The 26860-nt window shown below is 71.4% G+C and carries 18 protein-coding genes; 11 read left to right on the plus strand and 7 right to left on the minus strand.

Annotation, left to right across the window (positions count from 1 at the left end):
* Positions 1-90: 90 nt before the first annotated feature.
* The gene (locus CGZ93_RS16170) at positions 91-969 is read right to left on the minus strand and encodes an endonuclease domain-containing protein (RefSeq protein ID WP_176451809.1); all 879 of its coding nucleotides are present in this window, start codon (positions 967-969) and stop codon (positions 91-93) included.
* 314 nt (positions 970-1283) lie between these two features.
* Here CGZ93_RS16170 and CGZ93_RS16175 point away from each other — a divergent pair, with 314 nt between their 5' ends.
* The 11 genes from CGZ93_RS16175 to CGZ93_RS16225 all read left to right on the plus strand — a co-directional run bounded on the left by CGZ93_RS16175 (position 1284) and on the right by CGZ93_RS16225 (position 20326).
* Complete coding sequence (locus CGZ93_RS16175; RefSeq protein WP_094365178.1) at positions 1284-1970, plus strand: 50S ribosomal protein L25/general stress protein Ctc; 687 nt, start codon at positions 1284-1286, stop codon at positions 1968-1970.
* Positions 1971-1977: 7 nt separating this feature from the next.
* Positions 1978-2580, plus strand: a complete 603-nt coding sequence (gene pth / locus CGZ93_RS16180) for an aminoacyl-tRNA hydrolase (RefSeq protein WP_094365179.1) — start codon at positions 1978-1980, stop codon at positions 2578-2580.
* Positions 2581-2633: 53 nt separating this feature from the next.
* Positions 2634-3203: a hypothetical protein gene (locus tag CGZ93_RS19080; RefSeq protein WP_176451810.1), complete on the plus strand. Its 570-nt coding sequence runs from the start codon at positions 2634-2636 to the stop codon at positions 3201-3203.
* Complete coding sequence (locus CGZ93_RS19085) at positions 3200-5998, plus strand: vWA domain-containing protein (RefSeq protein ID WP_094365180.1); 2799 nt, start codon at positions 3200-3202, stop codon at positions 5996-5998. The genes CGZ93_RS19080 and CGZ93_RS19085 overlap by 4 nt, the downstream gene beginning before the upstream one ends.
* Positions 5999-6113: 115 nt before the next feature.
* Entirely contained in the window at positions 6114-9683 is a 3570-nt protein-coding gene (locus CGZ93_RS16195; RefSeq protein WP_229117531.1) for a tubulin-like doman-containing protein, read from the plus strand.
* Entirely contained in the window at positions 9683-12421 is a 2739-nt protein-coding gene (locus CGZ93_RS16200; protein ID WP_094365181.1) for a hypothetical protein, read from the plus strand. Before CGZ93_RS16195 ends, CGZ93_RS16200 begins: the two co-directional genes overlap by 1 nt.
* 12 nt (positions 12422-12433) lie before the next feature.
* Positions 12434-15010: a hypothetical protein gene (locus CGZ93_RS16205; RefSeq protein ID WP_094365182.1), complete on the plus strand. Its 2577-nt coding sequence runs from the start codon at positions 12434-12436 to the stop codon at positions 15008-15010.
* The gene (locus CGZ93_RS16210; protein ID WP_094365183.1) at positions 15010-17655 is read left to right on the plus strand and encodes a GAP1-N2 domain-containing protein; all 2646 of its coding nucleotides are present in this window, start codon (positions 15010-15012) and stop codon (positions 17653-17655) included. Before CGZ93_RS16205 ends, CGZ93_RS16210 begins: the two co-directional genes overlap by 1 nt.
* A 42-nt stretch (positions 17656-17697) precedes the next feature.
* The gene (locus tag CGZ93_RS16215; protein WP_094365184.1) at positions 17698-18789 is read left to right on the plus strand and encodes a hypothetical protein; all 1092 of its coding nucleotides are present in this window, start codon (positions 17698-17700) and stop codon (positions 18787-18789) included.
* Complete coding sequence (locus CGZ93_RS16220) at positions 18789-19943, plus strand: TRAFAC clade GTPase domain-containing protein (RefSeq protein WP_094365185.1); 1155 nt, start codon at positions 18789-18791, stop codon at positions 19941-19943. The genes CGZ93_RS16215 and CGZ93_RS16220 overlap by 1 nt, the downstream gene beginning before the upstream one ends.
* 29 nt (positions 19944-19972) lie before the next feature.
* Entirely contained in the window at positions 19973-20326 is a 354-nt protein-coding gene (locus CGZ93_RS16225; protein ID WP_094365186.1) for an ArsC/Spx/MgsR family protein, read from the plus strand.
* Between the two features lie 299 nt (positions 20327-20625).
* Here the strand turns inward: CGZ93_RS16225 and mnhG are convergent, their stop codons facing one another.
* Genes mnhG through CGZ93_RS16255 form a run of 6 tightly spaced genes read right to left on the minus strand, consistent with a single transcriptional unit; the run spans position 20626 to position 26776 of the window.
* Positions 20626-20961, minus strand: a complete 336-nt coding sequence (gene mnhG / locus CGZ93_RS16230; RefSeq protein ID WP_171195090.1) for a monovalent cation/H(+) antiporter subunit G — start codon at positions 20959-20961, stop codon at positions 20626-20628.
* Positions 20958-21272, minus strand: a complete 315-nt coding sequence (locus CGZ93_RS16235) for a monovalent cation/H+ antiporter complex subunit F (RefSeq protein ID WP_212753117.1) — start codon at positions 21270-21272, stop codon at positions 20958-20960. Before CGZ93_RS16235 ends, mnhG begins: the two co-directional genes overlap by 4 nt.
* Positions 21269-21844 (minus strand): Na+/H+ antiporter subunit E, encoded by a 576-nt coding sequence (locus CGZ93_RS16240; RefSeq protein ID WP_094365187.1) that lies wholly within the window; start codon positions 21842-21844, stop codon positions 21269-21271. The genes CGZ93_RS16235 and CGZ93_RS16240 overlap by 4 nt, the downstream gene beginning before the upstream one ends.
* Positions 21841-23370: a Na+/H+ antiporter subunit D gene (locus CGZ93_RS16245; protein ID WP_094365188.1), complete on the minus strand. Its 1530-nt coding sequence runs from the start codon at positions 23368-23370 to the stop codon at positions 21841-21843. Before CGZ93_RS16245 ends, CGZ93_RS16240 begins: the two co-directional genes overlap by 4 nt.
* Entirely contained in the window at positions 23367-23852 is a 486-nt protein-coding gene (locus CGZ93_RS16250; protein ID WP_094365189.1) for an NADH-quinone oxidoreductase subunit K, read from the minus strand. The genes CGZ93_RS16245 and CGZ93_RS16250 overlap by 4 nt, the downstream gene beginning before the upstream one ends.
* On the minus strand, positions 23849-26776 hold the full coding sequence (locus CGZ93_RS16255) for a Na+/H+ antiporter subunit A (RefSeq protein ID WP_094365190.1): 2928 nt from the start codon (positions 26774-26776) through the stop codon (positions 23849-23851). The genes CGZ93_RS16250 and CGZ93_RS16255 overlap by 4 nt, the downstream gene beginning before the upstream one ends.
* Positions 26777-26860: the final 84 nt, after the last annotated feature.

The raw sequence follows: 26860 nt of genomic DNA on the forward strand, positions 1-26860 counted from the left end.
CCCCCGCACATCTCCGGTCTCTCGACCCGGGGCCGACGAGCGGACGCGGGTCTGCGCGCCGACGGCCACGAAGAGACCGGAGTTGTGCGGTCACCTCCACAGCAGGGCGTTCTGCACCGTGGTGACGAACGACTCCGGATGGTCCTGGATCATCCGCCAGGTGAACTCGAGCACGGTCCAGCCAGCCAGGGTCAGCGCGTTGCGGCGCCAGTGGTCGTCTTCGAACACCTCTCGCTGGGTGTGCCGTTCGAACCCGTTGACCTCCACCCCGAGCATGCGGCCGGGAAAGGCGGCGTCCAGGAAGTAGTTCATGCCCTCGATCGTCACCGGGTGGTTGGTCATCCAACCCGTCAGCCCGGACGAGCGGAGCAAGCGGTGCGCGGCTCGCTCGGCCTCGGACCACGGCCGATCACGGGAATCGGTGAGGATCTCCCGGCGAGCCTGGTTGCCGGGCCGCTTCGGGTGATCGCGGTAGGCCCGCCACAGTTGCTCCAACGCCCACTCGCCCCGGCTCGGATGGCGGCGGAGCACGTCGTCGACCAGTTCGCCGCCACGCTCGGGGATGAGGTCCACCGCGGTCAGCACCTCGGAGGCGCAGGGCACTCCGCACACGCTCCTGATCCAGTCGGGAGCCACCGTGCGGTGGACGAACTCGAAGCCGGGAAACCGTCTCGCCTCCCCGCTCACCGCCGCGGTGATCGTGTTGGGCGCGAGCCTCGGCCAGCCGGTGAGCGCCGCCGCGGAGGCACCGACCACGACGGCGCTCGGGTCATAGCGGGTCACGGCCAGGGCCCGGGTGGCGTGATCGTCGGCCAACTCGGGAGTGGTGTACACCCCGGGCAGCAGGGAGACCAGGTTGCCCCGTCTGTGGTGCCAGCGCAGCGAGCCCCGGAGGGCACCCGCATCGCGGAGCAGGAGCACCCCGCCCCGTTCACACAGCAGTTCTTGGATCGCTGTTTGACTGTTCATACCCCTCACGTGCTGCCCGAGGCCCCGGATCCTCCGGTCGCGCGGGGGAACTGTGGACAAGTCCGGGCAACGGGGACCCTGTGGACAGCCCGCACATCTCCGGTCTCTCGGTCCGGCCGCAACGAGCGGACGCGGGTCTGCGCGTCGGGGGCCACGAAGACACCGGAGATGTGCGGGCCATCCGCTGAGCCCTGGCGGTTTGCCGGGGAATCGGGGCCGCCGGTAGAGTGGGCGACTGTCTTGGCGAGGGACCGCTGGTCCGTGATCGACTGGAAACCTCCTCGTCCGCTGCATGTCCGACTTGAGGAGTTGAAATGTCCCAGCAGAACAAGCTGTCCGCCGAGCTGCGCACCGAGTTCGGCAAGGGCGCGGCCCGCCGGCTGCGTCGCGCCGACCAGGTGCCCGCCGTGATGTACGGCCACGGCACCGACCCGATCCACATCTCCCTGCCCGGTCACGAGACCCTGCTGGCGCTGCGCACCGCCAACGCGGTGCTCTCGATCGCCGTCGACGGCAAGGAGCAGCTGGCCCTGGCCAAGCAGGTCCAGCGTGACCCGATCAAGGGATTCATCGAGCACGTCGACTTCATCATCGTCAAGCGCGGCGAGAAGGTCACCGTCGACGTGGCCGTCGTCGTCACCGGCGAGGCCGGCCCCGAGACCGTCGTCGTGGTGGACAACACCACCGTCTCCCTCGAGGTCCCCGCCACCGACATCCCCGAGAGCGTCGAGGTGTCGGTCGAGGGCATGGAGTACGGCAGCCAGGTGCTCGCCCAGGACCTGAAGCTGCCCAGCGGCGCCACCCTGGTCACCGACCCGGAGACCCTGATCGTGAACATCACCCAGCAGCAGTCCGCCGAGGCTCTGGAGGCCGAACTGGCCGAGGCCGAGGCCGAGGCCGGGATCGAGCGCGAGGAGTCCGACGCCGAGGCCGAGGAGTCGGCGGAGTCCGCCGAGGACGGCGAGTCCACGGACTCCGACGAGGGCGACTCCGCGGAGTAATCCACAGATGGCGAACGGTTGGCTGGTGGTCGGGCTCGGTAATCCGGGCCCGACCTACCAGTTGCACCGGCACAACATCGGCTATCTCGTGCTCGACGAGCTGGCCCGTCGCGCCGGTGCCGGGTTCAGCACCCCGCGGGGGATGCGCGCCGAGGTCTGCGAGACGCGGATCGGCCCCCTCGGCACCGGCGCCATCGGACCCGACGCCCAGAAGGTCATCCTGGCCAGGTCACGGACCTACATGAACGAACTGGGCGGGCCGGTCTCCGGCCTGGTGAAGTATCACCGCATCCCGGTCGAGCAGGTGATCGCGGTGCACGACGAGCTGGACCTCGATCAGGGGGTGCTCCGGCTCAAGAAGGGTGGCGGCGACAACGGCCACAACGGGCTGAAGTCGATGCGTGCCTCACTGGGCTCGGGTGACTTCCACCGGGTCCGCTTCGGGATCGGCCGCCCGCCCGGCCGGCAGGCCCCCGCCGACTTCGTGTTGTCGGACTTCCCCGCTTCGGTACGCCCCGAGCTCGAGGTCGACATCGTCCGGGCGGCGGACGCGATCGAGGCGCTGGTCACCGACGGGCTCGCCGCGGCACAGAATCGGTTCAATGGCTGACCGGCGGCCGGATCGGCTGACCTTGCTCCCGGGCACGCCCTATTCTGGCGGCCATGAGCTCCGACCCGTTCAACTTCGGTCCCCCCAGCGGGTCTGCGCCACCACCACAATCCCCGCCACCACCGGGTTTTGGCGGACAGGGCTTCGGCGGACAGCCACCCCAGGGGCAGCCACCCCAGGGGGCGGCTCCCCAGCAACAGGGCTTCGGCGGACAGAGCCCGTTCGGTGACTCGGACAACCCGCTCAGCGCCCCCGCCCCGACCAACCGCCCCACCGACGTATTCGGCTCCGGCGACGCCGCCGCGGCCGGCCAGCCGGCGCTCACCATCGCCCGGCCGCCCGCCTTCCTGCTGCTGATCGCCCTCGGGGTGGCCGTGGTCGCCGGTGTCGTCGCGCTGCTGCTCAACAACATCGTGGTCGCCATCATCTGCTGGTTCCTCGCCGGGCCGATCGCGATCGGGCTGGTCGCGCTGTTCGTGATCCGCGACAACTGGGCGCGCGCCTCCGGGGCGTACTCCTCGCCCGGCTGGCTGAAACCGCTGCACATCGCCACCGTCGCGCTCTGCCTGCTCGCCATCCTGGCGCCGGCGCTGCGCATCGCCGACTGGGTGGGGCACCTGTGAACCGCCCGCTCGCCCGTGGCGTACGCCTGATCCTCGCCCTGATCCTGCTCGGGGGGCTGGCCGCGCTGGGCGCCGGCGGCACCCGGGCGTACGCCGAGGAGACCGCCGCCGACCGCTATGTCGCCTGCCTGAACGGCTCCAAGAAGGGCGACCTGCTGATCCTGGTCGACTCCTCGGCCAGCCTCAAGACCTCCGACCAGGCGAACGCCAGGGTCACCGCCGGGGAATACCTGCTGCGCCGGCTGGCCCGCTCCGCCGAGGACGGCAAACTCCAGCTCAACGTCAGCCTGGCCGGGTTCGCCAACCGTTACGAACCCGGCAACGGGCAGTGGGACCAGCTCAACCCGGGCAGCGTGAACAAGGTCGTCGGCGACATCAAGACCTTCGCCCAGCGCAACGACGGCCGCGGCACCGACTATTGGCTGGGTCTGGACGGCGCCCGCCGCGCGCTGACCGACCGCAAGAACGCCGCCCCCGACTCCTGCCAGGCGGTCGTCTTCTTCTCCGACGGCTCGCTCGACATCGACCGCGCCCCCGACGAGGACCGCAACCCGATCGCCCGGCCCTACGACCCCGACAACAAGCTGCGCAACGCCGCCGACCGCGAGCGCGCCAAGCGCGCCGCCGCCGACGACCTGTGCCGCCCCGGCGGCCTGGCCGACCAGCTGCGTACGCCACCGATCACCATCTTCGGCGTCGGGCTGACCGCCGGCGGCTCGCAGGCCTCCGACTTCGACCTGATGAAACGGGTCGTGGTGGGCGGGGGCGGCTGCGGCGCACAACCCCCGGTCGGCGCGTTCGCGCTGGCCAGCGACATCGACTCGCTGCTGCAGGCGTTCGACCGGATCGCCGGCGAGGGCACCCAGCAGGAGGGCCGCTACTGCCAGGGCGGGCAGGCCCAGGCCTGCGATGAGGGCGCCCACGACTTCGTGCTCGACCAGTCCATCTCGTCGGTGGCGGTGCTCGGTTCCGGCGACATCGAGGAACCGCGGATCGTGCTGATCGCGCCCAACGACAAGCAGGTCGAGCTCAAGCACGGGGCCGCCGGCCAGCAGCAGACCGCCGACCTCGACGGGGTGAAGCTGACCTGGACGTGGATGTCGAAGAAGTCGTTCTCGGTCGACCTCGGCCAGGGCAATCGTCCCGAGAGCTGGACCGGGCGCTGGCGGGTGGTGTTCTTCGACCCGAAGGGGAGCAACCCGCAGGCCCGCTCGCGGACCAACGTGCACATCTCCGGCAACGTGTTCCCGACCTGGCCGAACGCGACGAAGGCGACGGTACGCGCGGGCGAGGCGAGCCAGGTCACCTTCGGCCTGGAGAACGCCCAGCGGCAGCCTATCGATGCGACCAAGCTGCTGGGCACCGCCACCATGGACGCGGTGCTGATCGACTCCACCGGCGGGGAGACCCCGATCGCGACCGGCCTGACCAAGGACAGGATCGCCACGCCGCAGAAGCTGGACGCCAGCAAACTGAAGCCGGGCCCGGCCAAGGTCCGGCTGGCGCTGAAGGTGAAGACCGCGAGCTGGACCAACCCGCGTACCCAACAGGTCGTCCAGGGCACCGACCTGAAGCCGCAGCTGGCCGAGATCGGGTTCACCGTCGCCGCGCCCGCCGGCTTCGGCAAGGTCGCCGACCGGGTCAACTTCGGCGCCGTCGAGGGCCCGGTCAACCTCAACGGCAGCCTCCAGGTGACCGGCCCGGGCTGCGTCTGGCTCGACCCGGCGAAGCCGCCGACGGTGACCACCGGACCCAAGGAGATCAGCCAGGTCAGCATCACCTCCAGCGCGACCGATGCCGCCAGCTGCCTCAAGGTGGCCGAGGGGGCGACCGCCGAGCTGCCGCTGAACCTGGCCAGCCCGCAGATCGGCACCGGCGGGCTGAGCGGCACCTTCGGGGTGCAGATGTCCTCGCTGGACGCCCCGGACAAGGTGCAGGACTTCACCGTCGGCTATGGCGCCGAGGTCGCCCGACCGCTGAACAGGACCAACTTCGCGCTCACCCTGATCGCCGCGCTGATCCTCGGCCCGGGCATCCCGCTGCTGTTGTTGTACGCCGCAAAGTTCGTCTCCGCGAAGATTCCGGGTCGCCCACTGCTCACCCAGCAGTTGCCGGTCCAGGTCGCCGGCAGCCAGCTGCTGCGTGACGGGGCGCCGCTGGCGTGGCGCCGCGGTGACCTGACCCAGATGGCGCAGATCAGCAGCAAGGGTGCGCGCAGCGTCGACCTGGGCGGGATCACCCTGCAGGCGCGGACCGGCGGTTCGCCGTTCGGTTCCGGGCACGTGGTGGTGGAGGCGCCCGGGCAGGTCGGGGCCTCCTCGGCGTACACCGAACCGTCGGGCAAGCAGCACCAGGCGCGGTTGCCGCTGGCGGTGCACCAGAACTGGGTGCTGCTGCACGACCCGAACGGTCCGGCCGACCGGGCCACCGCGCTGCTGCTGGTCGGCGGCGCGACCACCGAGCGGCAGCGCGAGGAGCTGCTTGAGGATCTCGGCCGGCGCGGGTCCAGGGTGTTCCAGGGGCTGCGCAGCCACAACCGGTCCGCGGCCGCCGGTCCGCAGCAACCGGGCTCACCGTTCGGCGGTCAGCCCGGTCCCGGCGGCCCGGGCCAGCCCGAGCCGTCACCGTTCGGCGGTGGTGGGGCTCAGCAGTTCCCGCAGCAGCAGTTCCCGCAGCAGCAGTCGGGGCCGCAGCAGCCGCAGCAGCAGTCGGGGCCGCAGCAACCGCAGCAGCCCCCGCACCAGCAGCAACCACCGCAGCCGAACAACCCGTTCGGCCAGAACCCGTTCGCCTGAGAGTGACAGCGGTGACGGTGCGGGCTGTCAGGGTGGCCGGGGCAGGTCCTAGGCTGGCGACGGTGCTTGGTGCGCGGCGGGTGCAGTGCCGCGACATGAGGGGAGAGAAGGGCAGATGAGGCGTTTCCTGGTGGTGGGCTGTGGTGGCTCCGGCGGATCGACCCTGGCGTACATGATGGACCAGCTCCGCTCGGACCTGGCCGCCAAGGGGGTTGACCACCTGCCGCGGGGTTGGCAGTTCGTGCACCTGGACGTGCCGAGCGCCGAGGAGTCCGGACCGGACGGGCTGGGCAACGTGGAGAACCAGAGCGGGCGCTACCTGGGACTGGGTCCCAAGGCGGGCTCGTACGCCGACCTGGACTATGCGGTCTCCCGCAAGCTGACCTCGGCCCGGGCGATCGACACCATCGCCACCTGGGCCCCGCGCAACCCGCAGGCCGTCGCCACCCCGATCTCGGTCGGAGCCGGGCAGTATCGCTCGGTTGGCCGGATGATCACCCTGTCCAAGGCCGACCAGCTGCGCTCGGGCCTGGTCGCCGCCTGGGAGGACCTGCACCGGGTCGAGACCCACGCCGACATGAAGGCCGCCGCGGCCCGCCTGCGGATGGGCGACTATTCCGAGAACGAGGTGCCGATCGTGCTGGTCGTCTCCTCGATGGCCGGCGGCGCTGGTGCGTCGATGGCGCTCGACGTGTGCCGGCTGCTGACCACCATCAACGGGCTCGACCCGAAGCTGATGGCGGTGTTCATGGTGTCCTCCGACATCTTCGACCAGCTGCCCGAGTCGGCCCGTTCGGGTGTCCGCGCGAACGCGCTGGCGATGCTCGGTGAGATCGTCGCCTCGCAGACTGGGGCCGCGCACTCCCACGACGTGCAGACCCTGGACGCGCTCGGCCAGCAATACGGCTCGGGGGCGCCGATCCCGTTCGCCCGGGTGTTCCCAGTGGGCCGGTTCGTCGGCTCCCAGCGCACCATGTTCGGCGACGGGTCGCCGAAGGCGGTCTATCGAGGGCTGGCCCGCGGCCTGGCCGGGATGATGATGTCGGAGCAGGCGACCGACCAGTTCGTCTCCTATGACCTCGGCAACACCGGCTCGGTCCCGCCGGACTCCTCCTATCTCGGCTGGGGCGCCCAGCCCGACCCGCTGCCGTGGGGCTCGTTCGGGTTCGCGTCGCTGTCGATGGGCCGCGACCGGTACGCCGAATACGCCGCCCAGCGGATCGCCCGCGCCAGCGTCGACCGGCTGCTGGACGGGCACCTGCAGGAGGGCAACACCGCCTCCGGCACCGAGCAGGTGAAGGCGCTGCTCGATTCGCAGTGGGGGCGTACCTGCAACGACCTGGGCCTGTTCGCCGGCTCGGGCGCCCAGGACGGCGGGGCGCTGGCGCAGTGGCTGATGGCCGTGGCGATGCCGCGGGATCGGGTGAACAGTGCCGCCCACCAGCTCGTGCAGTCCGAGGTGATCTCCCAGGTGCCGCGCCCCGACGGCCACGAGGCGTCCCAGTGGAACCCGATGCTGGCCGGCGTGCTCAACGCCCGCCGCGCCGCGCTGTCCGACGGGGCCGCGCGGGTGGCGTACAACTGGGCGTTCGAGTGGCACCAGGAACTACTGCGCCGGCTGGTCGCGGTGACCTCCCAGGCGATCGCCAACCTCGGCCTGGCGTACGCCACCGCCCTGGTGGAGCGGTTGCAGCAGCACGTCAAGGAGTCGATGATCCCCGCCAGCCTGGCGCTCACCCAGCACGGGCGCGGCGACATCGCCGCGATGCCGCAGCAGGTCGGAATCGCGCTGAACGGGGTCCGCGGCAAGATCGCCGGCGGCGACCAGATCATGACCGCGCTCACCCACGGCCTGGTCGACAACGTGCAGACCCACCTCTATGCCCGGGCGTCGGGGATGCTGGGGGAGGTGCTCGCCAACTTCACCACCGACGTGCTCGGCCCGCTCGGCGACGCGCTCAGCGAGCAGCAGCGACTGCTGGAGCAGGCCCGCGGCTCGGCGGTCCGCCACGACGGGCTGGCCCGGCTCGCCACCGACCAATACTCGGCCTGGCCCAGCGACGCCGACCAGAAGGCGCCCGAACGCTTCGACGAGGCCAACAACGAGGTGCTGCTGACCAGCTCCCAGCAGTTCCTCGGCCAGTACGTGTCCGACCTGCGCGCCTCGGTACCGGCCGAGGGTGGCCCCGGCGGTCCCGGTGGGCTGCCGAACTTCCCGCAGGCCCGCAGCCAGGTCGTCACCCGGGTCGTCTCCGGCCTGTGGGAGACCACCGGTGGTGTACGCCCGCCCGGCGGCCTGGTCGAGCAGACCAGCAGCTGGCAGTCCCGGGTGTTCCCGACCAACCCGCACAATGGCGAGTCCGTGGTGCCGTCGCGGGCCCGCTTCGACGTGCACGCGCGTCCGGCGGAACTGCTGGAGCGGGCCCGGTTGTTCGTGCACCGCCCCGAACAGTCCTTCCACCGGTTCTGCTCGATGTCGCTGCGCGACTACGTCCGCGGGGTCGGGGCGGCCGAGTCGGAGCGGCAGGCCCGGGTCGACGACATCTCCGGCAAGTTCGCCCAGGCGCTCACCCTGGCGCTGCCGCTGATCTCGGCCAACGACGCCGCGGTGCAACTGCTGCACGGCGGCGCCAGCGTGGAATACCGGTTCAAGTTCTCCGCGGTCCCGTTCGCCGACCTGCCGGTGGCGGCCGACCTGGAGCGGGTGCTGGTGAACAACCCGCAGATCGACGCCTCCACCCGCGACAACTACCTGCGCTCGGTGAACGACTCCGACCACGTGCTGCGCCTCGACATCTTCGGCTCCTATCCGCTCTATGCGCCGATCTGCTTCGACTCGGTGCTGCGCCCGGTCTCCGAGCAGTGGTCCACCACCTCGCCGGCCGGTCGGGAGGCGTTCTGGAACAACCGGCGGGCGCGGCCGCTGCACTCCTCGCTGCCGATGGCCGACGTGGAACGGCGGGCGATGGTCGCCGGCTGGTTCCTGGCCCAGCTGGTCGGGGCGCTGCGGATCCCGGAGTCCCCGTTCACCCGGCCCGTCGAGGTGTTCGACACCGTCAACCGGGACTGGGTCGCCTTCCCGAATCCGCTGCTCACCCCGCCGGAGCGGTTCAAGGCCCCCTATGACTGGTTGCCCGCGGTGCTCGAGTCGATCATGCTCGCCATCGCCCGCTCCCACCAGAACCCGGTGATGGGGTCCATGCAGCCCTACCGGGTGCTGCGAGGGGTGTTCGACGCCTCCCCGCTGGGCCCGGCCGCCGGGATCGTGGAGCGCTCCGGCAAGCAGCTGCTGGTCGACTGGCTCGCCGGCGGCGACATCGGCTCGGGGATCACCTCCCGGGTGCCCGAGGCCGCTCGCGCCACCGACATCGACTCCCGGGCCGAGGCGGCGAAGGAGTTCCTGAGCAAGATCCGCGACCTGGCCGGCACCCACTTCATGGCGCCCGGTGAGCAGGGCGCCCCCGGCGGCGGCACCTTCTCGGTGGTCGACGATCGGCAGGTGGGCGCCCAGGCGCCGATCTTCCGTGATCTGGCCGGTGACGTCTGGTGGGCGTGCGCCGAGCTGAGTTCGATGATCGACGACGCGGTACGCCTGGCGAACAACCCGAGCGGTCCCGGCTCGGACGGGCCGATCACACCCGAGGCGAAGCGGATCGAGATGCCGGGGGCGGGTGGGGTGTTCTGATGCCCGCCCTCACCGTGCTGATCGCCCCACCCGGACCGGCCGAGGGTGTCGGTGACGCCCTCGCCGACTGGTCGGCGGCCGGGCTGCTGCACCCGTTCCTGTGGGTGGACGGCGGCTCGGCGGCCGAATCCGGTCGCGGCAACACCCCGGCGCTGCTGGTGCACGCCGGACGCCGGGTCGGCACCAGCCTGGAGCAGACGCTGACCCAGCAGCGGTTCGAGCAGGTCCGGCTGGTGGTGCTGGTGCCGGCGCTGGCCGGCGCGGCCGGCGTACCCTCGCAGGTCGAGCAGCAGATCCACCAGGCCGCCCTGGCCACCGGGGCCGCCAGTCAGGTGCAGCTGCTGCGCGCGGTGCTCACCCGGCCCGATTCGGGTCCGGTCGCCGCCGACCTGGTCCGCGAGGGGTGGCACAACATCGTGTTGGCGCCCGAGCAGTCCCGCGGTCCCGGGCTGGGCCAGTCGGTGCTGCCGCCGGCCACCGATGCGGTGTCGGTGGGTGCCGACGCGGCCGCGGCCGTGGCCGGGCTGACGGGATTGTGGCAGCACCTCGACGCGGCCCCCCTCGACGGCGTACCCGCGCCGTTCGGGCGTACGCTGCGCCTGGCCCGCTCCTTCTATCGGAGCCTGGACGCCAGCGCCGTGGCCGACCAGGTGCGCGCCGAGCTGCTCTCGGTCGCCGACGGGGTGCCGCTGCCGCGTCAGCACGGCGTCCAGGCGGTGCACATCGACGACGCGCCGATGGCCGCCAACGACATGGCCGTCTCGGTGCTGCGTCGGCACGCGTCCCAGTTCCGCGGCGAACGGGTCGCCCCGGCCCCGGTCGAGGCCGAGAAGGTGGGCGCCTGGCGGGCGCTGAAGATGCTGTTCGGGTTCCTCTGGGCCTCGCTGACCATGGCGCCGATGAAGTGGTATTCGATGGTGGTCGGCGATACCGGTGGAGCCACCGCCAACCGGGTGCAGCAGCTCGTCTTCGGGGCCGACCCCGCCGCGTACAACGTGGTCGCCCAGGGGGAGTTGGCCGCCGGCCGCGCCGACTGGCAGGACCTCAACCGGGCCACCGCCAGCCTCGACCAGGCGCTGGACGGCGGCAAGCGTACCCACGAGATCGCCGGCGACTTCTCCGCGGTCTGGAGCGACTATGTCGACGCCGGGCTGACCCTGGTCGACGCCGGGGAACGGTCGGCGAACACCCCCATCCAGGTCGGCACCGAGCGCGGGGTGCTGCGCCGGATGTCGGACTGCGCCCCGGGCCCCGACGAGGCGTTCCGGCAGATCCCGCCGCGGGTGGCCGCGGCGGTCGGCATCTCCGATGTCCGTGCGGCCGACCCGCTCGGCCAGCACACCCTGCAGATGCGCCTGCGCGGGCTGGCGGCCGAACCGTCGTTGGCCCGCGACGCGGACGCCACCCTGCGTGAGCTGGAGACCTGGCAGCAGCGCCACCGCCACTCCTACGCGGCCCGCACCGGGGCGATGATCGCCGACACGTTGATGTCCACCGCCGAGGAGGTGCGCGGCCTGGCCCAGCTGGTCTCCCGCGGCAACACCGGTGACCTCAGCAACTCCCGCACTGCCGCCCGGCAGAAGCAGATCGCGGCCTGGCTGCGCACCCTGTTCTTCGGTTGGATCGGGCTCAGCCTGCTGCTGGTGGTCGGCGGCTTCCTCAACTTCGTCACCTGGGGCTCGGTGGCGCTGGCCAGCGGCATCGGGCTGGTCGTCTGGCTGGTCGGCTCGCTGGTGCTGTTCCTGATCGGGCAGCGTGACCTGTTCGCCGACCTGAACGCCCGGCGGGCGGAGGTGTCCAAGGCCGAGGCCGACCAGCGCAACCTGGCCACCGCCCTGCGCGATCTGCACCGGCAGACGGAGGCGTACGGGCAGTTCCTTGAGTGGACCCGGGTGCTCGGCGTGCTGCTGCACGCACCCTTCGGCGATGCGGCCGTGCAGCGCTCGGGAGCCGACCCGATCACCGAGGGGCTGCCGGTCGGCGTACGCATCGGCGTCACCGAGGTGGACCCCGAGGCGACCGCCGACGTGGTCGCGCTGATGCGCCGCGACCTGTTCCAGAGCGGCTGGCTGTCCGCACCCTGGCAGGCGACCCTGACCGACGCCGGGCAACGACTCGGCACCAGCGCGGTGGACATCTCCCAGGACCCGCGGCGGCTGTTCGCCCAGCGGGCCAGGGTGAGCGAGTCCTGGTTGACCAAATGGGCCGACGAGCTGGAACGTGCCGGGGTCGGCACCGTCGCCGGCGACCAGCTGTGGCAGTTCGCGATGCAGCGGCTCTCCCAACCCGACTATCGATCGCGGCTGGTCGGGCGGGTGAAGGTGGCCGGAACCGGTGCCGGTGCCCACCTCACCGAGAGCGAGTTCATGTCCGGGGTCGACGGCACCCGACCGGTCGACCCGGGGCGCTTCGACCTCGGGGTGCTGGCCCGCGAGGCCCGGCTCGAGGGCCGCGCGGACAGCGTCGTCGAGTCCTGGCCGTTCGCCCGGGCCGAGGGACTGAACCGGCAGGCCGTCCTGGTGCAACTGTCCGAGGCGCTGCCCGACTACACCTTCGACCTCGGTGAGACCGTCGTCCGCACCCCCGAGACGAGCGGGTCGAGCGTCGTCGCACCAACCATCGACCAGCCCGGTTTCTCCGCAGCACCCTCGGCGGGCTATGAACCGACCCCCGCCCGGCCCGCCCCCACCCGCCCCTCCGACACCACGCCGCCCCCCGGGGACGGCTGGGTGTTCTGAGCGGGGGCGCCGATGCTCAACCAGGCTGAACGTCGCCGGCAGGTGCTGCTGGCGTGGGCGTTCGTGATGCGCGAGCGCGGGGAGCAGGTCCCCGGCAACGAGCAGCTCACCGTGATCGCGATGACCCGCGCCGTCCCGCCGGGGCTGCGTACGCCGCTGGTGAACCGGTGGGCCCAGGTGCTGCACCACCTGATGTGGCTCTCCGACCAGGGCCACCCGGACCCGGTCGCCGACGCGATGAACCGGTTGCAGGCCGGGCCGCGGCCCCCGTTCCCGCAGGGGGGCGGCGTACGCCCCGGAATGCCGCCCGGGCAGCGTCCGGGCCCGCCCGGTCCACCGCAGCCCCCGCAGCCATCGCAACCGGCGCGACCGGTGGCGCCGAGCTTTCCGCCGCCCCCGCCCGGGATGCGGCCGGGGCAGCCGCTGCCGTCGGCAACCGAACCGGAGCCGACCGACGAGGTGGTGGACGCCGACATCGTCGACGCCGAGTTGGTCGAGGACACCCCGGCTGTGCCGCCGCCGGCCGACAGTCCGGCCGAGGAGCCCGCGGCGTCGACCGAGTCCGAACCTGAACTGCCGCCGCTGCAACGGCTGATGGTGTGGCGGGACCAGCAGGGCCAGCACGAGCTGAAGGACCGCCACCTGCGACAGGTGGTGAACTCCGGTGCGCAGACGGTGCCGGAGGTGGCCGCCGGGCTGCCCGCCTCGCTCAAGCCGATGGCCGCGCAGATCGCGGCGGTGCTGGGACTGGGCGGCCGGCCCCCCGCCGACGCTCGTCCCGCCGAGTCGACCCCGCCCACCGCCCGGGTGGAGGACGAGCCCGCCAGCCCGGCGCCCGGGCGTACCGAGGCGGAGCCGGCCGCCCCCGGCCAGCTCAACCCGGACGCGGTCACCTGGCAGCAGCCGCTCGAGCTGTCCGAGGTGCTCGGCGAGTTCTCGGCGATGGACTTCTCCGAACCCTCCGGCGAACCGGTTGCGGTGAAGGCGTCCGCGCGCGCCGACGGGTCGACCATGCTGCGCTGGCCGGCGTACCAGGCCGAGGTCGGGGAGGCGGTCGTCTATCGGGTGGTCGCCGACGACGAGCACGTGCCGTATTCGCCGGACATGTCCGAGGTGATCGCGGTCACCCAGCGCACCCAGCTGATCGACGACCGCCCGTTCGCCTCGGCGGTGCGGCACTATCAGGTGTGGGTGAACACCGGCGCCAATGCCGGTGAGGCGGCGCTGAACCAGCCGCGGATGCACGCCCGGCTGCCGATGGTCGCCAAGCCCGCCGACGTGGACATCCGCGAGGACGAGGGTCGGGTGATCGGCCAGTGGGCGCCCCTGGCGGGGGTACGCCGGGTGCAGGTCTATCGGGTTCCGGCCGAGCGCGCGGCTGCCGGGGCCGGGAACCCGATGTATCGGATCTGCCACGACGAGGCGAACCTCGGCGGGTTCGTCGACCACGGCGCCGAACCGGGTCGCCGTTACCTCTACCAGCTGATGGTGGAGGCGGAGGTAGAGGGAGTGCCGCAGCTCTCCCTGCCGACGGTGGTACCGGTCACCATCTCGGTGGTGCTGCAACCGGTGCAGGACCTGCAGTGCCGGTTGGAGGACGAGGGCGGCGCCCCGCAGTTCGACCTGCGCTGGACCGACCCACCGGCCGGGCGGGTCGTCATCTATCGCACCACCGGCGGTCCGCTGCCCGGCGCCGACGCGGACACCGTGGACGAGCAGGCGCTGCCCCAGATGCGACTGCGCGCCGAGGACCGGCTGGCCCACCCGATGGCCACCCACGACGGCGTCACCACCATGGAGGACGTGCCGTGGCCGCGCGGCTGGTCGCGCACCTATTTCACCCCGGTCACCCTGATCGACGGCAAGGCGCGGGTCGGCGTCACCACCTCCCAGGTGCGCACCGGGGAGGTGGAGGACGCCACCGTGGTCGAGCGGGTGTCCGGGCAGGTGCTGACCATGGACTGGCCCGAGGGTGCGGCCTCGATCAAGGTGTATGCCTCACCCGCCGGTCAGCCGGCCGCAGACGCGCTGCCCGGGGCCGAACCGATCGCCGAGATCTCCCAGGAGACCTACGTACGCCTGGGTGGGCTGCACTTCTCCCGCCCGCTGGATTCGGGTGGCTGCGACCTGCACCTGGTCCCGGTCTCCTTCGCCGGCGGCCGGGCGATCGAGGGACGGCCCACCACGGTCAGCTATCGGGGCCTGCTGAAGCTGTGGTACGAGGTGGACCGGCGCCCCGGGATCCCCGGTCGCCAGCCGAGCCTGCTGCTGGTCCGGATCCGGGCGGACCGGCCGAACCACTCGGCGCCGCCGTTCGCGCTGGTGTTCAACCCCTATCGGCTGCCGCTGGACGTCAACGACGGCGAGGCGATCAACGTCCGCCCGGCCACCGAGCAGCCGAGCCAGTGGAGCGCCCGGTTCCGCCCGCCGGGGTTGCAGCCGCAGTGGTCGGCGCCCGGCTGGATGGCGGACGTGACCGGCCGGGTCGGCTGGATCCGGGTATTCGTCGATCTCGCCCCCGACCCGCGCCGCGGCACCGTCGCACTGCTGGATCCCGCAGTGCAGCGCCTCTATCTGGACGGTCGGTGATGACCGCGCGGGGGCGGTGGGGCCAGCTGAGCTACACCTCCTTCGACCGGATGGACGGTCGGGGCGGTGGCTGGCAGGTCAAGGACACCACCGGCGGGCTCACCGAGCAGGAGACGACCGAACTACATGGGCGGGTGCAGACCCAGTTGGACACCGGGTCGGAGCTGCCCAGGTTTCCCACCCCGGCAGAGATCGCGGAGCTTCCCCGCAAGCTGTTGTACGCCCCGGCGGGCACCACCGCGGGCCAGTGCGCGAGCTGGCACGTGGCGCCCGCCGGCAACGACGCCTCCGGCCGGCCGGGCAACGTGTTCGCGCACGTGCTGCTCGACCGCGACCCGGACTGTGACGACCCGCTGCGGCCGGTGGAGCGGTGGCGCAGCGACGGCTGGTTGACCCCGTTCGGTCCCGAGGCGGTGCTGGCGGCGGAGCTGACCGACACCGAACCGCCGGCTCCCGGCGTACTCAATCGGACAACGGTGGCCAGTTGGCTGTTCGCCCCCCGGAAGTGGCGGATGCAGAACCTGGCCGGACTGCTCGACGCGCTGCGCGCGGCGCTGGCGGGTGGGCCGCCGGTGGTGCTCGGTGTCGAGGATCTCGACGAGGGGGCGAACTGGATCGCCGCGGCGAGTTTCGCGATGTCGGCCGGCACCGCGCGCCGGCTGTTCTTCTCCACCCTGGAACGCCCGAGCAGCCTGGCCGAGACGCTGACGCGCGGGGTGCGGCTGGCCTGCGTACCCGCGTCCGACCTGCCCGCGCTGAAACGGCGCCAGGACGTGGTGCTGATCGACACCACCGACCTGGTGGAGCTGGGCGACCTGGACGGAGCCCCGCACCGGACCACCCGCGGGGACGAGATCCGGGTCACCGAGTGGTCGGTGCTGGTCGCCGAACTGTTCGACTCGGCAGAAAATCTGGCCGCCGCGGTGTCCGACCTGGACGAGGTGGCCCAGCAGGTCGGTGACCACGGACTCGACCCGGCATGGCCGGTGGCCATGGTGCTCTCCCGGCGTACCGGGGGTGGGGGCGTCGAGGTGTCGCGGGTGTTGACCGGGTGCGCGCCGCCGCAACTGCGCGCGGTCCCCGAGCTCTTCCAATCGGCGCTGAGCATGCACCGCAACCAGGTGGGCGCCGACACCGAGGCCGCCTGGCAACAGGTGCTGCTGACCCGGGCCGACGATCCGAACGCGGCACCGACCGTCTCCGGCGAGGTCGCGGTCCAGGTGTACGCCGAGCGGGCGCTCTCCGATGTGAGGTGGCTGGCGGCCGGCGGGCCGGCCCGGTTGCCTTCGGCGCAGTACTACAGCCCGACCCCGGACGAGGAGTTGGTGGCACAGGTCCAGGCGGCGTTGCCGCACTGGCGCGGGGGCGGGCCGGTGGCGGTGCTGCACGGGGCGGAACTGGCGCTCAGGCTGGGTCTCGCCCACGACGAGGGGGTGCTGCACGCGTTGTGGCAGGCGGCAACCGAATCCCTGTTGCCGGTGCTGCTGGATCGATCCGCCGCGGGGGCGTTGCTGGGCCAGGTGGGTTCCTGGATCGCTCCGGAGGCCCGCGGGTGGTTGTGGTCGCAACTGGTGCAGACCCCGATCGAGCACCTCGGGCCGGCCGGGCACCGGCTGGCGCCCGGACTGCTGTCGGCGATCGGACCCGGCCCGGATGACCCCGATCCGTTGCAGGATTTCCTCCACTGGTTGGAACAGGGTGATCCGGCGAGTGCCTATCTGCCGGGTGTGCTGGTCGAACTGGCTGCCGGCCGCGACGACGATGACGCCCGCCTGGTGGGCGCCTGGGGTGCGTTGCAGGCGTACCGGCACGGTGACCGGCAGGCCCTGCACGGGCTGACATCGCGATTCTGGCCGCTCTGGCCGGTGCGGCGGATCTCCTTGCTGGAAAAGGGATTCGGGGAGTTGCCCGGGCAGGCATACCTGCCGGAGCTGTTGGGGCGGGAGTCCGAGGCGGCGGCGGTCCCCGGCTGGCGGCGGCTGGCGCACCGCAACGAGGCGGGTCCGGTGCCGGTGCTGGCGCGGACCCGGCTCCGGCTGGACTCGACCGACTGGCTCTCCGCGGCCGAACCGGCGGCGATCAGCGACGGGCTGCACGTGCTGGTGGACACCCTCGAGGAGCTGCGGCGCAGCTGCCCGGATTTCCAGCCGGACAAGGAACTGGTACGCCGGGCGCAGGTGTGGGCGGCGCTGGCGCTGCTCGCCGGGCGCGCCGGTGGGCCGGCCGGGCAGCGGCTCGAAGTGGCCGCCGGTCGCGCGCAGAGTGCCTGGCACCAGGCCGGAGTGGGTGAGCCGCCCGAGTTGACCGAGGACGAGCTGGTGGCGGCGCAGCACTGGTGCCAGCGGGAACGGGTGGACGCCCAGGTATTGACCACGCTGCTGCTGCTCGGTGACCGCTCCTCACCGCTGCATCGGGACAGTGACCGGGCGGCGGCGTGGCTGCAGGGGGTGACGGTCGGCGGTTCGCCGTTGGCCGCGGCGCTGCTCCGGGCCGCGCTGACCCGGGACGCCGAGTCACGCGAGCGCGTCGGGGAGCAGATGCTGCAGGCCGTCCGCAGGGTCCCGGGCAGTGCCGACGAGCGCGACCTGCGCCAGGCCGAACGGTTCGTCACCGGGTGGCTGCGGCAGGCGGTGCGACGACGATGACGTTGGACACATCAAGGAAACTGAACCGAGGGAGGCAATTCGATGCCCACCTATGTGCTTGAGGGCGGCGGCAGCGCACGGCTGCCGGCCAAGCCGTTGACGCTGCGGCTGCAGACCCCTGGCAGTACGCCGGTGCGGCTCCTCGGCTTCCGCGACGGACAGCCGGACCATTCGGCGATCACCCCGATGCCGGGCATGCTGGTGCTGCCCCGGGTGGACGGTCCGATCGAGGTCCGTGCGGTGCCGGACTCGGGGCGTACCTTCGGGTCGGGCACGGTGGCCTCGCTGTCCGCGGCGATCGAACTGCACGGCGATCCCGATCCCGAGCGAGCGGTGATCCCCTCGGTCGACCTGTCCGGTCTGGCGCAGCGGGACCTGGTCCGGGTGGAGCGGGTCGGGAACGAGCTGGTGCTCACCGCGATGGGAGTGGTGCACGACACGCCACTGCCTCCGTTGGCCGCGCGGGCCAGGGACCTGGCGCGCGAGATTCTCGGCCTGGAACGAATCCCGGACGATCAGGCGCGGGCGCTGCAGGTGGTGGTTGACGGGTCGGCGTCGATGCGCCCGCTGGTTGGCGAGGGCTCGGTGGCCGCCGTGGTGGAGGTGCTGGTCGGGTTGTCCCGGGTCACCGCGGGGGAACGTGAGCTCACCGCGCAGGTGGCTAGTGACCGGGCGCGGCCGGTGCAGGTCGGCTCGGTGGAGGAGCTGCCCCGGGCGGTGCACGACCTGTTGACCGACGGGCCGATGGCGACCGGGTTTCGCATACCGGCAGCGGATTCCGGCGCCGAGGTGGCGCGCTGTGTTGTGTCGGACGGCGTCCCCGCCGGATTCGGCGTACCGGATCGAAACGCCGAGGGTGAGGGTGCGGAGCCGATGCTGGTGCTGCTGGCCGCCCGGTCGGCGCGCGAGGTGCTGGCCGCGCGGGCCCCGCGTGGTACCGCCTTCGTCGAGGTGGGCGACTGGGGTGCGGCCTCGGCGTATGACCAGTTGCTGGCCGACGAGCGGATGCTCCGGGAGCTGGTGAGCCAACTGCTGGCGGGGCTGCTGCCCGAGAATTCCTCCTTCCGGGCCAGGGTTTCCGGCGTCGCGCCCGAGGCCGATGCGGACATGACGGTGCTGCGGGCGAGGTACTGATGACGAAGTGTCCCTATTGCTTCGAACAGCTGCTTCCGCAGAAGTACGCGTTCCAGTGTCAGGGCCGGTGCAACTCCGTGCCCGACGTCGAGGGGACGGCGCTCCACGGTGCACCGCGGCAGTGGCGCCCGACCATCTTCGTCGGCCCGCAGGGCGGCCCGCAGGGCTGGATGCCACCGCGGGTGACGCACTGTCAACGATGCAACGGCCCGATGGCCGAGTGCTGCCCCACCTGTCACCAGTTCCTGCCGCCGGACTGGCGCAGCGGAACGGCCACCTGTATCGCCCTGGCGGGAGCGCGGGCCACCGGCAAGAGCATCTATGTCGGCGTGATCATCAAGCTGATGGAGTTGCTGGCGGAGGCGCACCGGACCACGTTGAGCTTCGTCGACGGGGCGTCGCGGGAGATGTACAGCCACGTGTACGAGAAGCCGCTCTATGAAACGCGCGGCATCATCGCGCCGACTCCGCGGGCCAACCTGGCCGACTCCTATCAGCGTCAGCCGCTGATCCTGAGCCTCGGCATGTTGAACGGGAGAAGGCGTTTCGTGGTGTTCCGCGACGTCGCCGGGGAAGACCTGGAGGGGTCGGTGGACAACGCGCGCCACCTGTCCTTCTTCGCCCGGGCATCGGCGGTGTTCTTCCTCTTCGACCCGACCCGGGTGCCGGAGGTGCGCAATCAACTGCAGGACCTGATCCCGGCTCAGCTGCACGAGGGCGGGGATCCGGCGGTGGTGCTGAACAACCTGAACTTCCTGATCGGGGGCGGTCAGCCACGGTTGGGGATCGTGCTCAGCAAGTTTGACACCATGCAGACGTTGACGGCGGTGGCGGACACCGAACTGAGCCGGGTGATGTCGAACGCCGGGGCGGCGTTCATGCGCGATCCGGGCGCGATGCAGGCCGGCTATGACGAGCAGGACGGGCAGTTGCTGCACGCCGAGGTGCGCTCGCTGCTGCAGCGGTTGCACGGCGGGCAGATCGTGACCGCGGTGGAGCGGCCGCACTCGGGTCGGGTGCTCGACCACAGGTTCTTCGTGGTGTCGGCGCTGGGGGCGCCGACCGAGGGGGAGAACCTGCACGACCACGGGATCGCCAGCTTCCGGTGTCTGGATCCGGTGCGCTGGGCGCTCAGCCGCGACGGCGCTCTCTGAGGCGTCGGTGGCTTGATTATCCTGCCCGCATGGCCGATGTGACGCTCTATCACAACCAGAACTGCTCGACCTCGCGAGCCGCCAAGGACGCCGCCGCGGCGGCTGGGGTCGAGGTCGACGTGGTGCAGTATCTGAAGACCCCACTGGACGAGGCGGCTCTGCTCGAACTGCTCGACAAGCTGGAGGATCCTCCGTCGGACCTGGTACGCCGGGACGCTCATTTCAGGGAGCTGGGGCTCACCGACGCCGATGTCGAGACGGCCGAGCAGGTGGCCGCGCTGGTGGCGCAACACCCGAAGCTGATGCAGCGTCCGGTCCTGGTACGCGGCGATCGCGCCATCATCGGCCGCCCCAAGGACCGCGTCCCAACGTTCCTTGACTAGCGGATCCGGGCGGAGCCCGGTGCAACGTGTCGAAGGAACTCACTCAGCAGGGAACAACCTCAGGGTGGTGAGTTGCTGGTGGTGGGTCCGCGGTCGCGGTGCAGTCGTTTGCGTCCGGTGTGGGCGGCGTTGACGGCGGCGAGCAGTTCGCTACGGGTGGTGGTGGGGGTCATCGGTGTCATTACGCGGTCCGAGATGGCGCTGATATCCCTCGATCGCGCGGACGGTCAGGCGGGTGATGAATCCCATGAGGCTCCTTGGAGTGTGGGTCTCACAGGTGTTACCCGATCGAGCAGGGCTCAATCATCGGCGTCGGCACCGCGGCGAGCCAAATCGACCTGACCGGTCCGCAGGGCAGCACGACTCATCATCTGCGAGGCGACCGGGGCGGTGAGCAGCTGGAACGTGGCCACCAGCAGCAACAACCCGGTCGCGGGCAGGGACCGCAGGGACAGGGCAACCCCGCCCAGCACCAGCAGGACGCCGAGCACCTGCGGCTTGGTGGCGGCGTGCATCCGCGACAGCAGGTCCGGGAACCGCAGCAGTCCAATCGCCGCGAGCACGCAGAGCACCGCGCCCAGCAGCAGCATCACCAGCGCACACAGGTCCAGCACGGCGGCCAGAGTGGGATTCATCGGTTTCTCCCGTCGTGGTGATCGCTCAGGTCGGTGTCGCGGGCCACGAACCGGGCCACCGAGACGGATCCGACGAACGCGACCAGGGACAGCGACACCAGGATGGGCAGGGTCGAGGCGTGCCGCGCCAGGATTGCCTCGGCGGCGATCCCACAGATCAGCGTCGTGACCAGGACATCGGTGGCCAGGGTCCGGTTCAGGCTCGAGGGGCCGCGCACGATCCGCACCACCGTCAGCACGGCCGCCAGCGTCAGCAGCCCACCCACCAGCCAGCCGAACACCGGGCGCACGGTCTCCACGAATTCGATCACGGCCCTGCCTCCACATCGCGAACCTCGGACATCGAGAGCCGTTCGCCACACCCGGGAGGTGCCGGCGCGCCGAACGCCCGGGCCACCAACTGCTCGCGGCGATGGATGGCCGTCACCTCGATCAACAGCCGCTCGTCGTCGCAGCGATCCAGCACGTGGATCACCAGCTCGTTGCTGGCCGGGTCGAGGTCGATGACCACCGTCCCCGGCACCAGGGAGGTGAGTTCGGCGATGATGGTACGCCGGAAGTCGTCGGTCTCGTGCAGCTGCACCGCCGCGATCCGTCCGTGCTCGATCGGCCGCGGGCGGATGGCGAGCCAGGCCACCTGGAGGCTGGCGCGCAGCAGGTCGTAGAGGAAGAACGCGACCAGCCTGAGCAGGGACAGGGGCCGGAACCGGATCCGCGACGCCGCCCGCGGCATCGGGAACAACAGCACGACCAGCAGGGCGACCAGCAGTCCGAACAGCACGGTGCCCCAACTCGGCCGGCCCCACAGCACCACCCAGACCGTCGTCAGCACCAGCAGCGAGCCGAGGCGCATCTTCGCCAGGTGCGAGGGGAACCGGCTCATCGGATCGCCCCGTCCCCGAGCACGGCCACCAGATAGGGCGTACGCTCCAGCAGGCTCGCCGCGGCGCGGTCGGCGAACGCGTACAACGGCCCGCCGAACACGGTCAGGGCGATTCCGAAGAGCACCAGCAGCGTGGTGGGGGCCAGTACGCCGACGCTGAGCGGCCCGGCCCGATCATCCACCGGTGCCACCGGCTCGCGCCAGAAGGCCCGCGCCCACACCCGGGCGATGGCGTACAGGGTCAGCAGGCTGGTCAGCACCGAGCCACCCACCAGCAGGTACGCCAACCAGTCTCCGCGCAGCACACCCGCCTGGAGCAGGCCGACCTTGCCGATGAACCCCGACAGCGGAGGGATTCCGGCCAGGTTCATCGCAGGCACGAAGAACAGCACCGACACCACCGGCGCGGTGGACAGCAGGCCGCCGAGCTTGCTCAGCGAGGTGGTGCCGCGACGCAGTTCCACCAGCCCGGTGACCAGAAACAGGGTGGTCTGGATGGTGATGTGGTGGGCCACATAGAAGATGGCCGCGGACAGCCCGACCACCGACCCCACGGAGAGCCCGAACAGCATGTAGCCGATGTGTGAGACCAGGGTGAACGAGAGCAGCCGCTTGATGTCGTCCTGGGCCACCGCACCGAGGATGCCGACCAGCATCGTCAGCAGTGCCGCCCACAGCAGCAGTGTGTCCAGTCGCCCGTCGGGGAACAGCAGGGTGCGGGTGCGGATCAGCGCGTAGACGCCGACCTTGGTGAGCAGCCCGGCGAACACCGCGGTCACCGGTGCGGGGGCGGTCGGATAGGAGTCGGGCAACCAGCCCGACATCGGGAAAACCGCCGCCTTGATGCAGAATCCGAGCGCCAGCATCGCCTGCAGCAGCAGAGTGGTCGAGGGCGGCAGGTCGCCCAGTCGCAGCGCCAACCGGGCCAGGTTCACCGTGCCGGTGGCGGCATAGGTCAACCCGATCGCGGTCAGGAACACCAGCGAGGACAGCAGGTTGACGATCACGTAGTTTGTGCCGGCCCGCACCCGCTCGGCGGTCCCACCCAGGGTGAGCAGCACGAAGCTCGCGAACAGCAGCATCTCGAATCCGACATAGAGGTGGAAGAGATCCCCGGAGACGAAGGTCGTCGACACGCCCGCCGACAGCACCAGCAGGGTGGGGTGGAAGATCGGCAGCGGGGCGCCGCCGTCGTGCTCGTCATCGGAGCGCGCCCCCTGACCGGAGGAATACAGCATCACCGCGAAGGTGACCACCGTCGAGATCACCAGCATCAGCGCAGACAGCCGATCCACCACCAGCACGATGCCCTCGTCGACCGGCCAACCGCCGACCCGGACCATCAGCGTACGCCGCTGGTCAGCGGCCCAGAGCAGGGTCGCCGAGACCGCGACCACGGCCGCCAGCACCGTGCCGGAGATGGCCCGCTGGAGGCGCGTGTGCCGGCCCGTGACCACGGTCAACCCCGCGCCGATCAGCGGCAGCACCACGACCAGCGGGACCAGTAGGTCGAGGGTGAACCTCATCGCTGCACCTCCCCGGAGGTGGGGTGCCGTTCCGGTTCCCGGTCGTCCTCGTCCCCATCGGTGTCGGTCGCGTCGCCCTCCAGGTGATCGGAGTCGGACAGGTCGTTCGCCACCGCGAGTTCGTGGGTGCGTACGCCCTCGGCGTCGTCGGCGAGCAGTTCGGTGGAGGACACCTGCCAGGAGCGGTGCGCCAGTGCCAGGGAGAACGCCGTCACCGCCAGGGTGATCACGATCGCGGTGAGCACCATTGCCTGGGGGAGCGGATCGGAGATGCCGCCGGGACCGATCGGCGGATCCAGGTCGGACCCGGTCAGCGGTGCCGCCCCGGGGCGCCCGGAGGCGACCAGGAAGACCACGTTCACCCCGTTGGAGATCAGCAGCACCCCGAGCAGGGCGCGGACCAGCGAGCGCGACAGCAGCAGCACCACGCCGAGGCCGACCAGTCCGCCGGCCACCAGGCAGAGGGTGAGGTTGGGACTCATCGCGCCCCCCGATCCATCGGCAGGCGATCCCGGGCGAGAGGGTCGGTCACGTAGTCCTCGCCCTCGTTGTCAGCGATCTCGGTGTCCAGACCCGCGCCCAGCGAGCGCAGGATGTCCAGCATCAGCCCGACCACGATCAGATAGACGCCGATGTCGAAGAAGACCGAGGTGACCAGGTGCAGCTCACCCACCAGCGGCAGTGGGATGTCGAACGTCCACGACTGCAGCACGTCACCGCCGACCAGCATCGACACCAGGCCGAAACCGGCGGAGAGGAACAGGCCGATGCCCAGCAGCACACCGGGCATCACCGGCATCGCGGCGCGCAGCTCGTGTGCCCCGCCGGCCAGATAGCGGACGGTCAGCGCCAGCCCGGCCACCATGCCGGCGGCGAAACCGCCACCCGGGTCGTTGTGGCCACTGATCAGCAGGAACACCGACCAGACCATGACCAGGTGGAAGATCAGTCGGGTGATCACCTCGAGAAGCAGCGAACGCCGGTTGGCCGGGACCCAGTCGGCGCCGCTGAGCCAGCCGACGTCGCGGGAGGAGGCGGTGCGTCGGCTCGCGCGTTCGGAGCGGGTACGCCGCAGCCGTTGCCGCAGTTCGTCCATCCGCTCGCTGTGCCGGAAGACCAGGGAGGCGACGCCGGTCGCCGCCACCAGCACCACCGAGACCTCACCCATCGTGTCCCAGGCGCGGATGTCCACCAGGATCACGTTCACCACGTTGTGTCCGCCGCCGAACTCGTAGGCCCCACGCGCCATCGTGGTCGAGTCCGGGGGGGCGGTGCGAGCCATGGTGACAACCAGCGCGCTGCCGGCCACCACCACCCCGGCGCCGATGCCGAGCAGCAGCCGCCGCCAGGCGCCCCGGCGTTCGGTGGCCGCAGCGGAGAAGCGGGAGGGGAAGCGGCGCAGCACCAGGATGAAGACGACGATCGAGACCGTCTCCACCAGCACCTGGGTGAGCGCCAGATCGGGCGCCCCGTGCAGCAGGAACAGCATCGCCGAGCCGTATCCGGTCACCCCGACCAGGAACACCGCGCGGAGCCGGCGCCGGGAACGGACCGCGCCCAGGCCCGCCAGTCCGATCACCGCGGCCACCCCCAGTTGGGCGGGGTTGTCGAACCAGTGCGGAGTGTGCGCCCGATCCGCGAACGCGTCGCGCAGGGCCAGCACCAGGGCGCCGCCCGGCAGCACCAGCAGCACGGTCAGGATCAGCGACAGCGACAGCGGCAGCGACCCGCGGTGCAGCAGCCCGGTCACCTCGAGAGAGACCCGGTCGATGCCGCGCATCGTGGCGCGGTAGGCCCCGAGTGCCGACGGCGGGTGCGGCGCCCTGCGCTGCGCCGCCTCCAGCCGGCTCCGCACGGCGAACAGCACCGCGCCCAGGGCCAGGGTGCCCATTGAGAGCAGCAGGGCGAGGTTGAGCCCGTGCCACAGGGCCAGATGGGTCGGGTACGCCGCGGCCGGCAGCTGATCCAGCCACGGCGCCAGCCAGTCCTCGCCGAGGCCGGCGAGCGGGGCGAACACCAGTCCGGCGATCCCCAGCGCCGCGGGGATCGCGGTCACCATCCACGGGTTGGTGTGGGTGTCGGTGGGTTCGTCGGAGCTGCGGAGCTCGCGCTCGCCCGGGCCCCACGCGCCCCAGCAGAAGCGGGCGGCGTACGCGAAGGTGAGCACCGAGCCCAGGATGACCAGCACCAGCAGCGGAATCGTCCAGGCGCCCTCGGCGTGCAGCAGGGCGCCATAGATCGCCTCCTTGCCGACGAACCCGAGCAGCGGTGGGACCCCGGCCATCGAGGCGGCGGCCAGGACCGAGGTGACGGTGAGCAGGGGCATCCGTTCCCGCAGCCGGTGCAGCACCCGCAGGTCACGGGTACCGGTCGCGTGGTCGATCGCGCCGACGGTGAGGAACAGGGCGGCCTTGAACAGGGCGTGGGTGATCAGCAGGCACAGCCCGGCCAGCGCCAGGTCGCGGGTGCCGGCGCCGACCAGCAGGATCAGCAGGCCGAGCTGACTGACGGTGCCGTGGGCGAGCAGCAGCTTGAGGTCGTGCTGGCGGAGCGCTCGATAACCGCCGACCAGCAGCGTCGCGGTACCGATCACCAGGATCGCCGGCCGCCACACCGGCAGCTCGGCGAAACCCGGAGCCAGCCGCGCCACCAGATAGACACCGGCCTTCACCATCGCCGCCGCGTGCAGGTACGCCGAGATCGGGGTCGGTGCGGCCATCGCGCCTGGCAGCCAGAAGTGGAAGGGCACCTGGGCCGACTTGGTCAGCGCACCGAGCAGCACCAGCAGCACCGCCACCTGGACCATGGCACTGGGCGCCGGCGGCTGCGCGATCAGGTGGCTCAGCCGGTAGCTGCCCCCGGCCTGGCCCAGCATGACCAGACCGACCAGCATCGCCAGGCCGCCGAGGGTGGTCACCACGAGCGCCCGCAGGGCGGCCCGTCGGGCGTCGATCTGGTCGGAGTTGTGGCCCACCAGCAGATAGGACAGCACCGTGGTCGCTTCCCAGAACACATAGAGCAGCAACAGGTTGTCGCTCCACACCAGCCCGAGCATCGCCCCGGCGAAGGCGGCCAGGTGGGCCGCGCAGCGATCCAGCCCGGGCTCCTTGTCGCCGAAATAGCCGGCGCAGTAGGCGAGGACCAGGGCGCCGATCACCGAGATCACCAGCGTCAGCAGCCAGGCCAGCGGATCCAGGCGCAGTTCGATGCCCAGCGAGATCGAGTCGATCCACCGGTACGCCAGTTCCGGCGGCGCGGCGAGTACGCCCGGGGTGAGCGCGATCGCCCAGACGGCGGTGGCCCCGCTCGGCAATGCCAGCACCCAGAACGCCCGTCGTCCCATCACCCGCACCAGTGCAGGGGCCACCGCGGCCACGGCGAAATGGACGATCAGGAGTGTCAGCAACAGCGGCCCTGCCTGGTCGGTGGGTGAACGAGGGGGATTGCCCGGTCATTCTAGCGAACGGACTAGATCGGGGCCTGCCGGTCC

The organism is Enemella dayhoffiae (assembly GCF_002250625.1).
GTDB lineage: Bacteria > Actinomycetota > Actinomycetes > Propionibacteriales > Propionibacteriaceae > Enemella > Enemella dayhoffiae.

Bases quoted from the DNA above. Each gene is read 5' to 3' on its own strand.
- CGZ93_RS16170 (WP_176451809.1), bottom strand. From the start codon at position 969: ATGAACAGTCAAACAGCGATCCAAGAACTGCTGTGTGAACGGGGCGGG.
- CGZ93_RS16175 (WP_094365178.1), top strand. From the start codon at position 1,284: ATGTCCCAGCAGAACAAGCTGTCCGCCGAGCTGCGCACCGAGTTCGGC.
- pth (WP_094365179.1), top strand. From the start codon at position 1,978: ATGGCGAACGGTTGGCTGGTGGTCGGGCTCGGTAATCCGGGCCCGACC.
- CGZ93_RS19080 (WP_176451810.1), top strand. From the start codon at position 2,634: ATGAGCTCCGACCCGTTCAACTTCGGTCCCCCCAGCGGGTCTGCGCCA.
- CGZ93_RS16195 (WP_229117531.1), top strand. From the start codon at position 6,114: ATGAGGCGTTTCCTGGTGGTGGGCTGTGGTGGCTCCGGCGGATCGACC.
- CGZ93_RS16200 (WP_094365181.1), top strand. From the start codon at position 9,683: ATGCCCGCCCTCACCGTGCTGATCGCCCCACCCGGACCGGCCGAGGGT.
- CGZ93_RS16205 (WP_094365182.1), top strand. From the start codon at position 12,434: ATGCTCAACCAGGCTGAACGTCGCCGGCAGGTGCTGCTGGCGTGGGCG.
- CGZ93_RS16210 (WP_094365183.1), top strand. From the start codon at position 15,010: ATGACCGCGCGGGGGCGGTGGGGCCAGCTGAGCTACACCTCCTTCGAC.
- CGZ93_RS16215 (WP_094365184.1), top strand. From the start codon at position 17,698: ATGCCCACCTATGTGCTTGAGGGCGGCGGCAGCGCACGGCTGCCGGCC.
- CGZ93_RS16220 (WP_094365185.1), top strand. From the start codon at position 18,789: ATGACGAAGTGTCCCTATTGCTTCGAACAGCTGCTTCCGCAGAAGTAC.
- CGZ93_RS16225 (WP_094365186.1), top strand. From the start codon at position 19,973: ATGGCCGATGTGACGCTCTATCACAACCAGAACTGCTCGACCTCGCGA.
- mnhG (WP_171195090.1), bottom strand. From the start codon at position 20,961: ATGAATCCCACTCTGGCCGCCGTGCTGGACCTGTGTGCGCTGGTGATG.
- CGZ93_RS16240 (WP_094365187.1), bottom strand. From the start codon at position 21,844: ATGAGCCGGTTCCCCTCGCACCTGGCGAAGATGCGCCTCGGCTCGCTG.
- CGZ93_RS16245 (WP_094365188.1), bottom strand. From the start codon at position 23,370: ATGAGGTTCACCCTCGACCTACTGGTCCCGCTGGTCGTGGTGCTGCCG.
- CGZ93_RS16250 (WP_094365189.1), bottom strand. From the start codon at position 23,852: ATGAGTCCCAACCTCACCCTCTGCCTGGTGGCCGGCGGACTGGTCGGC.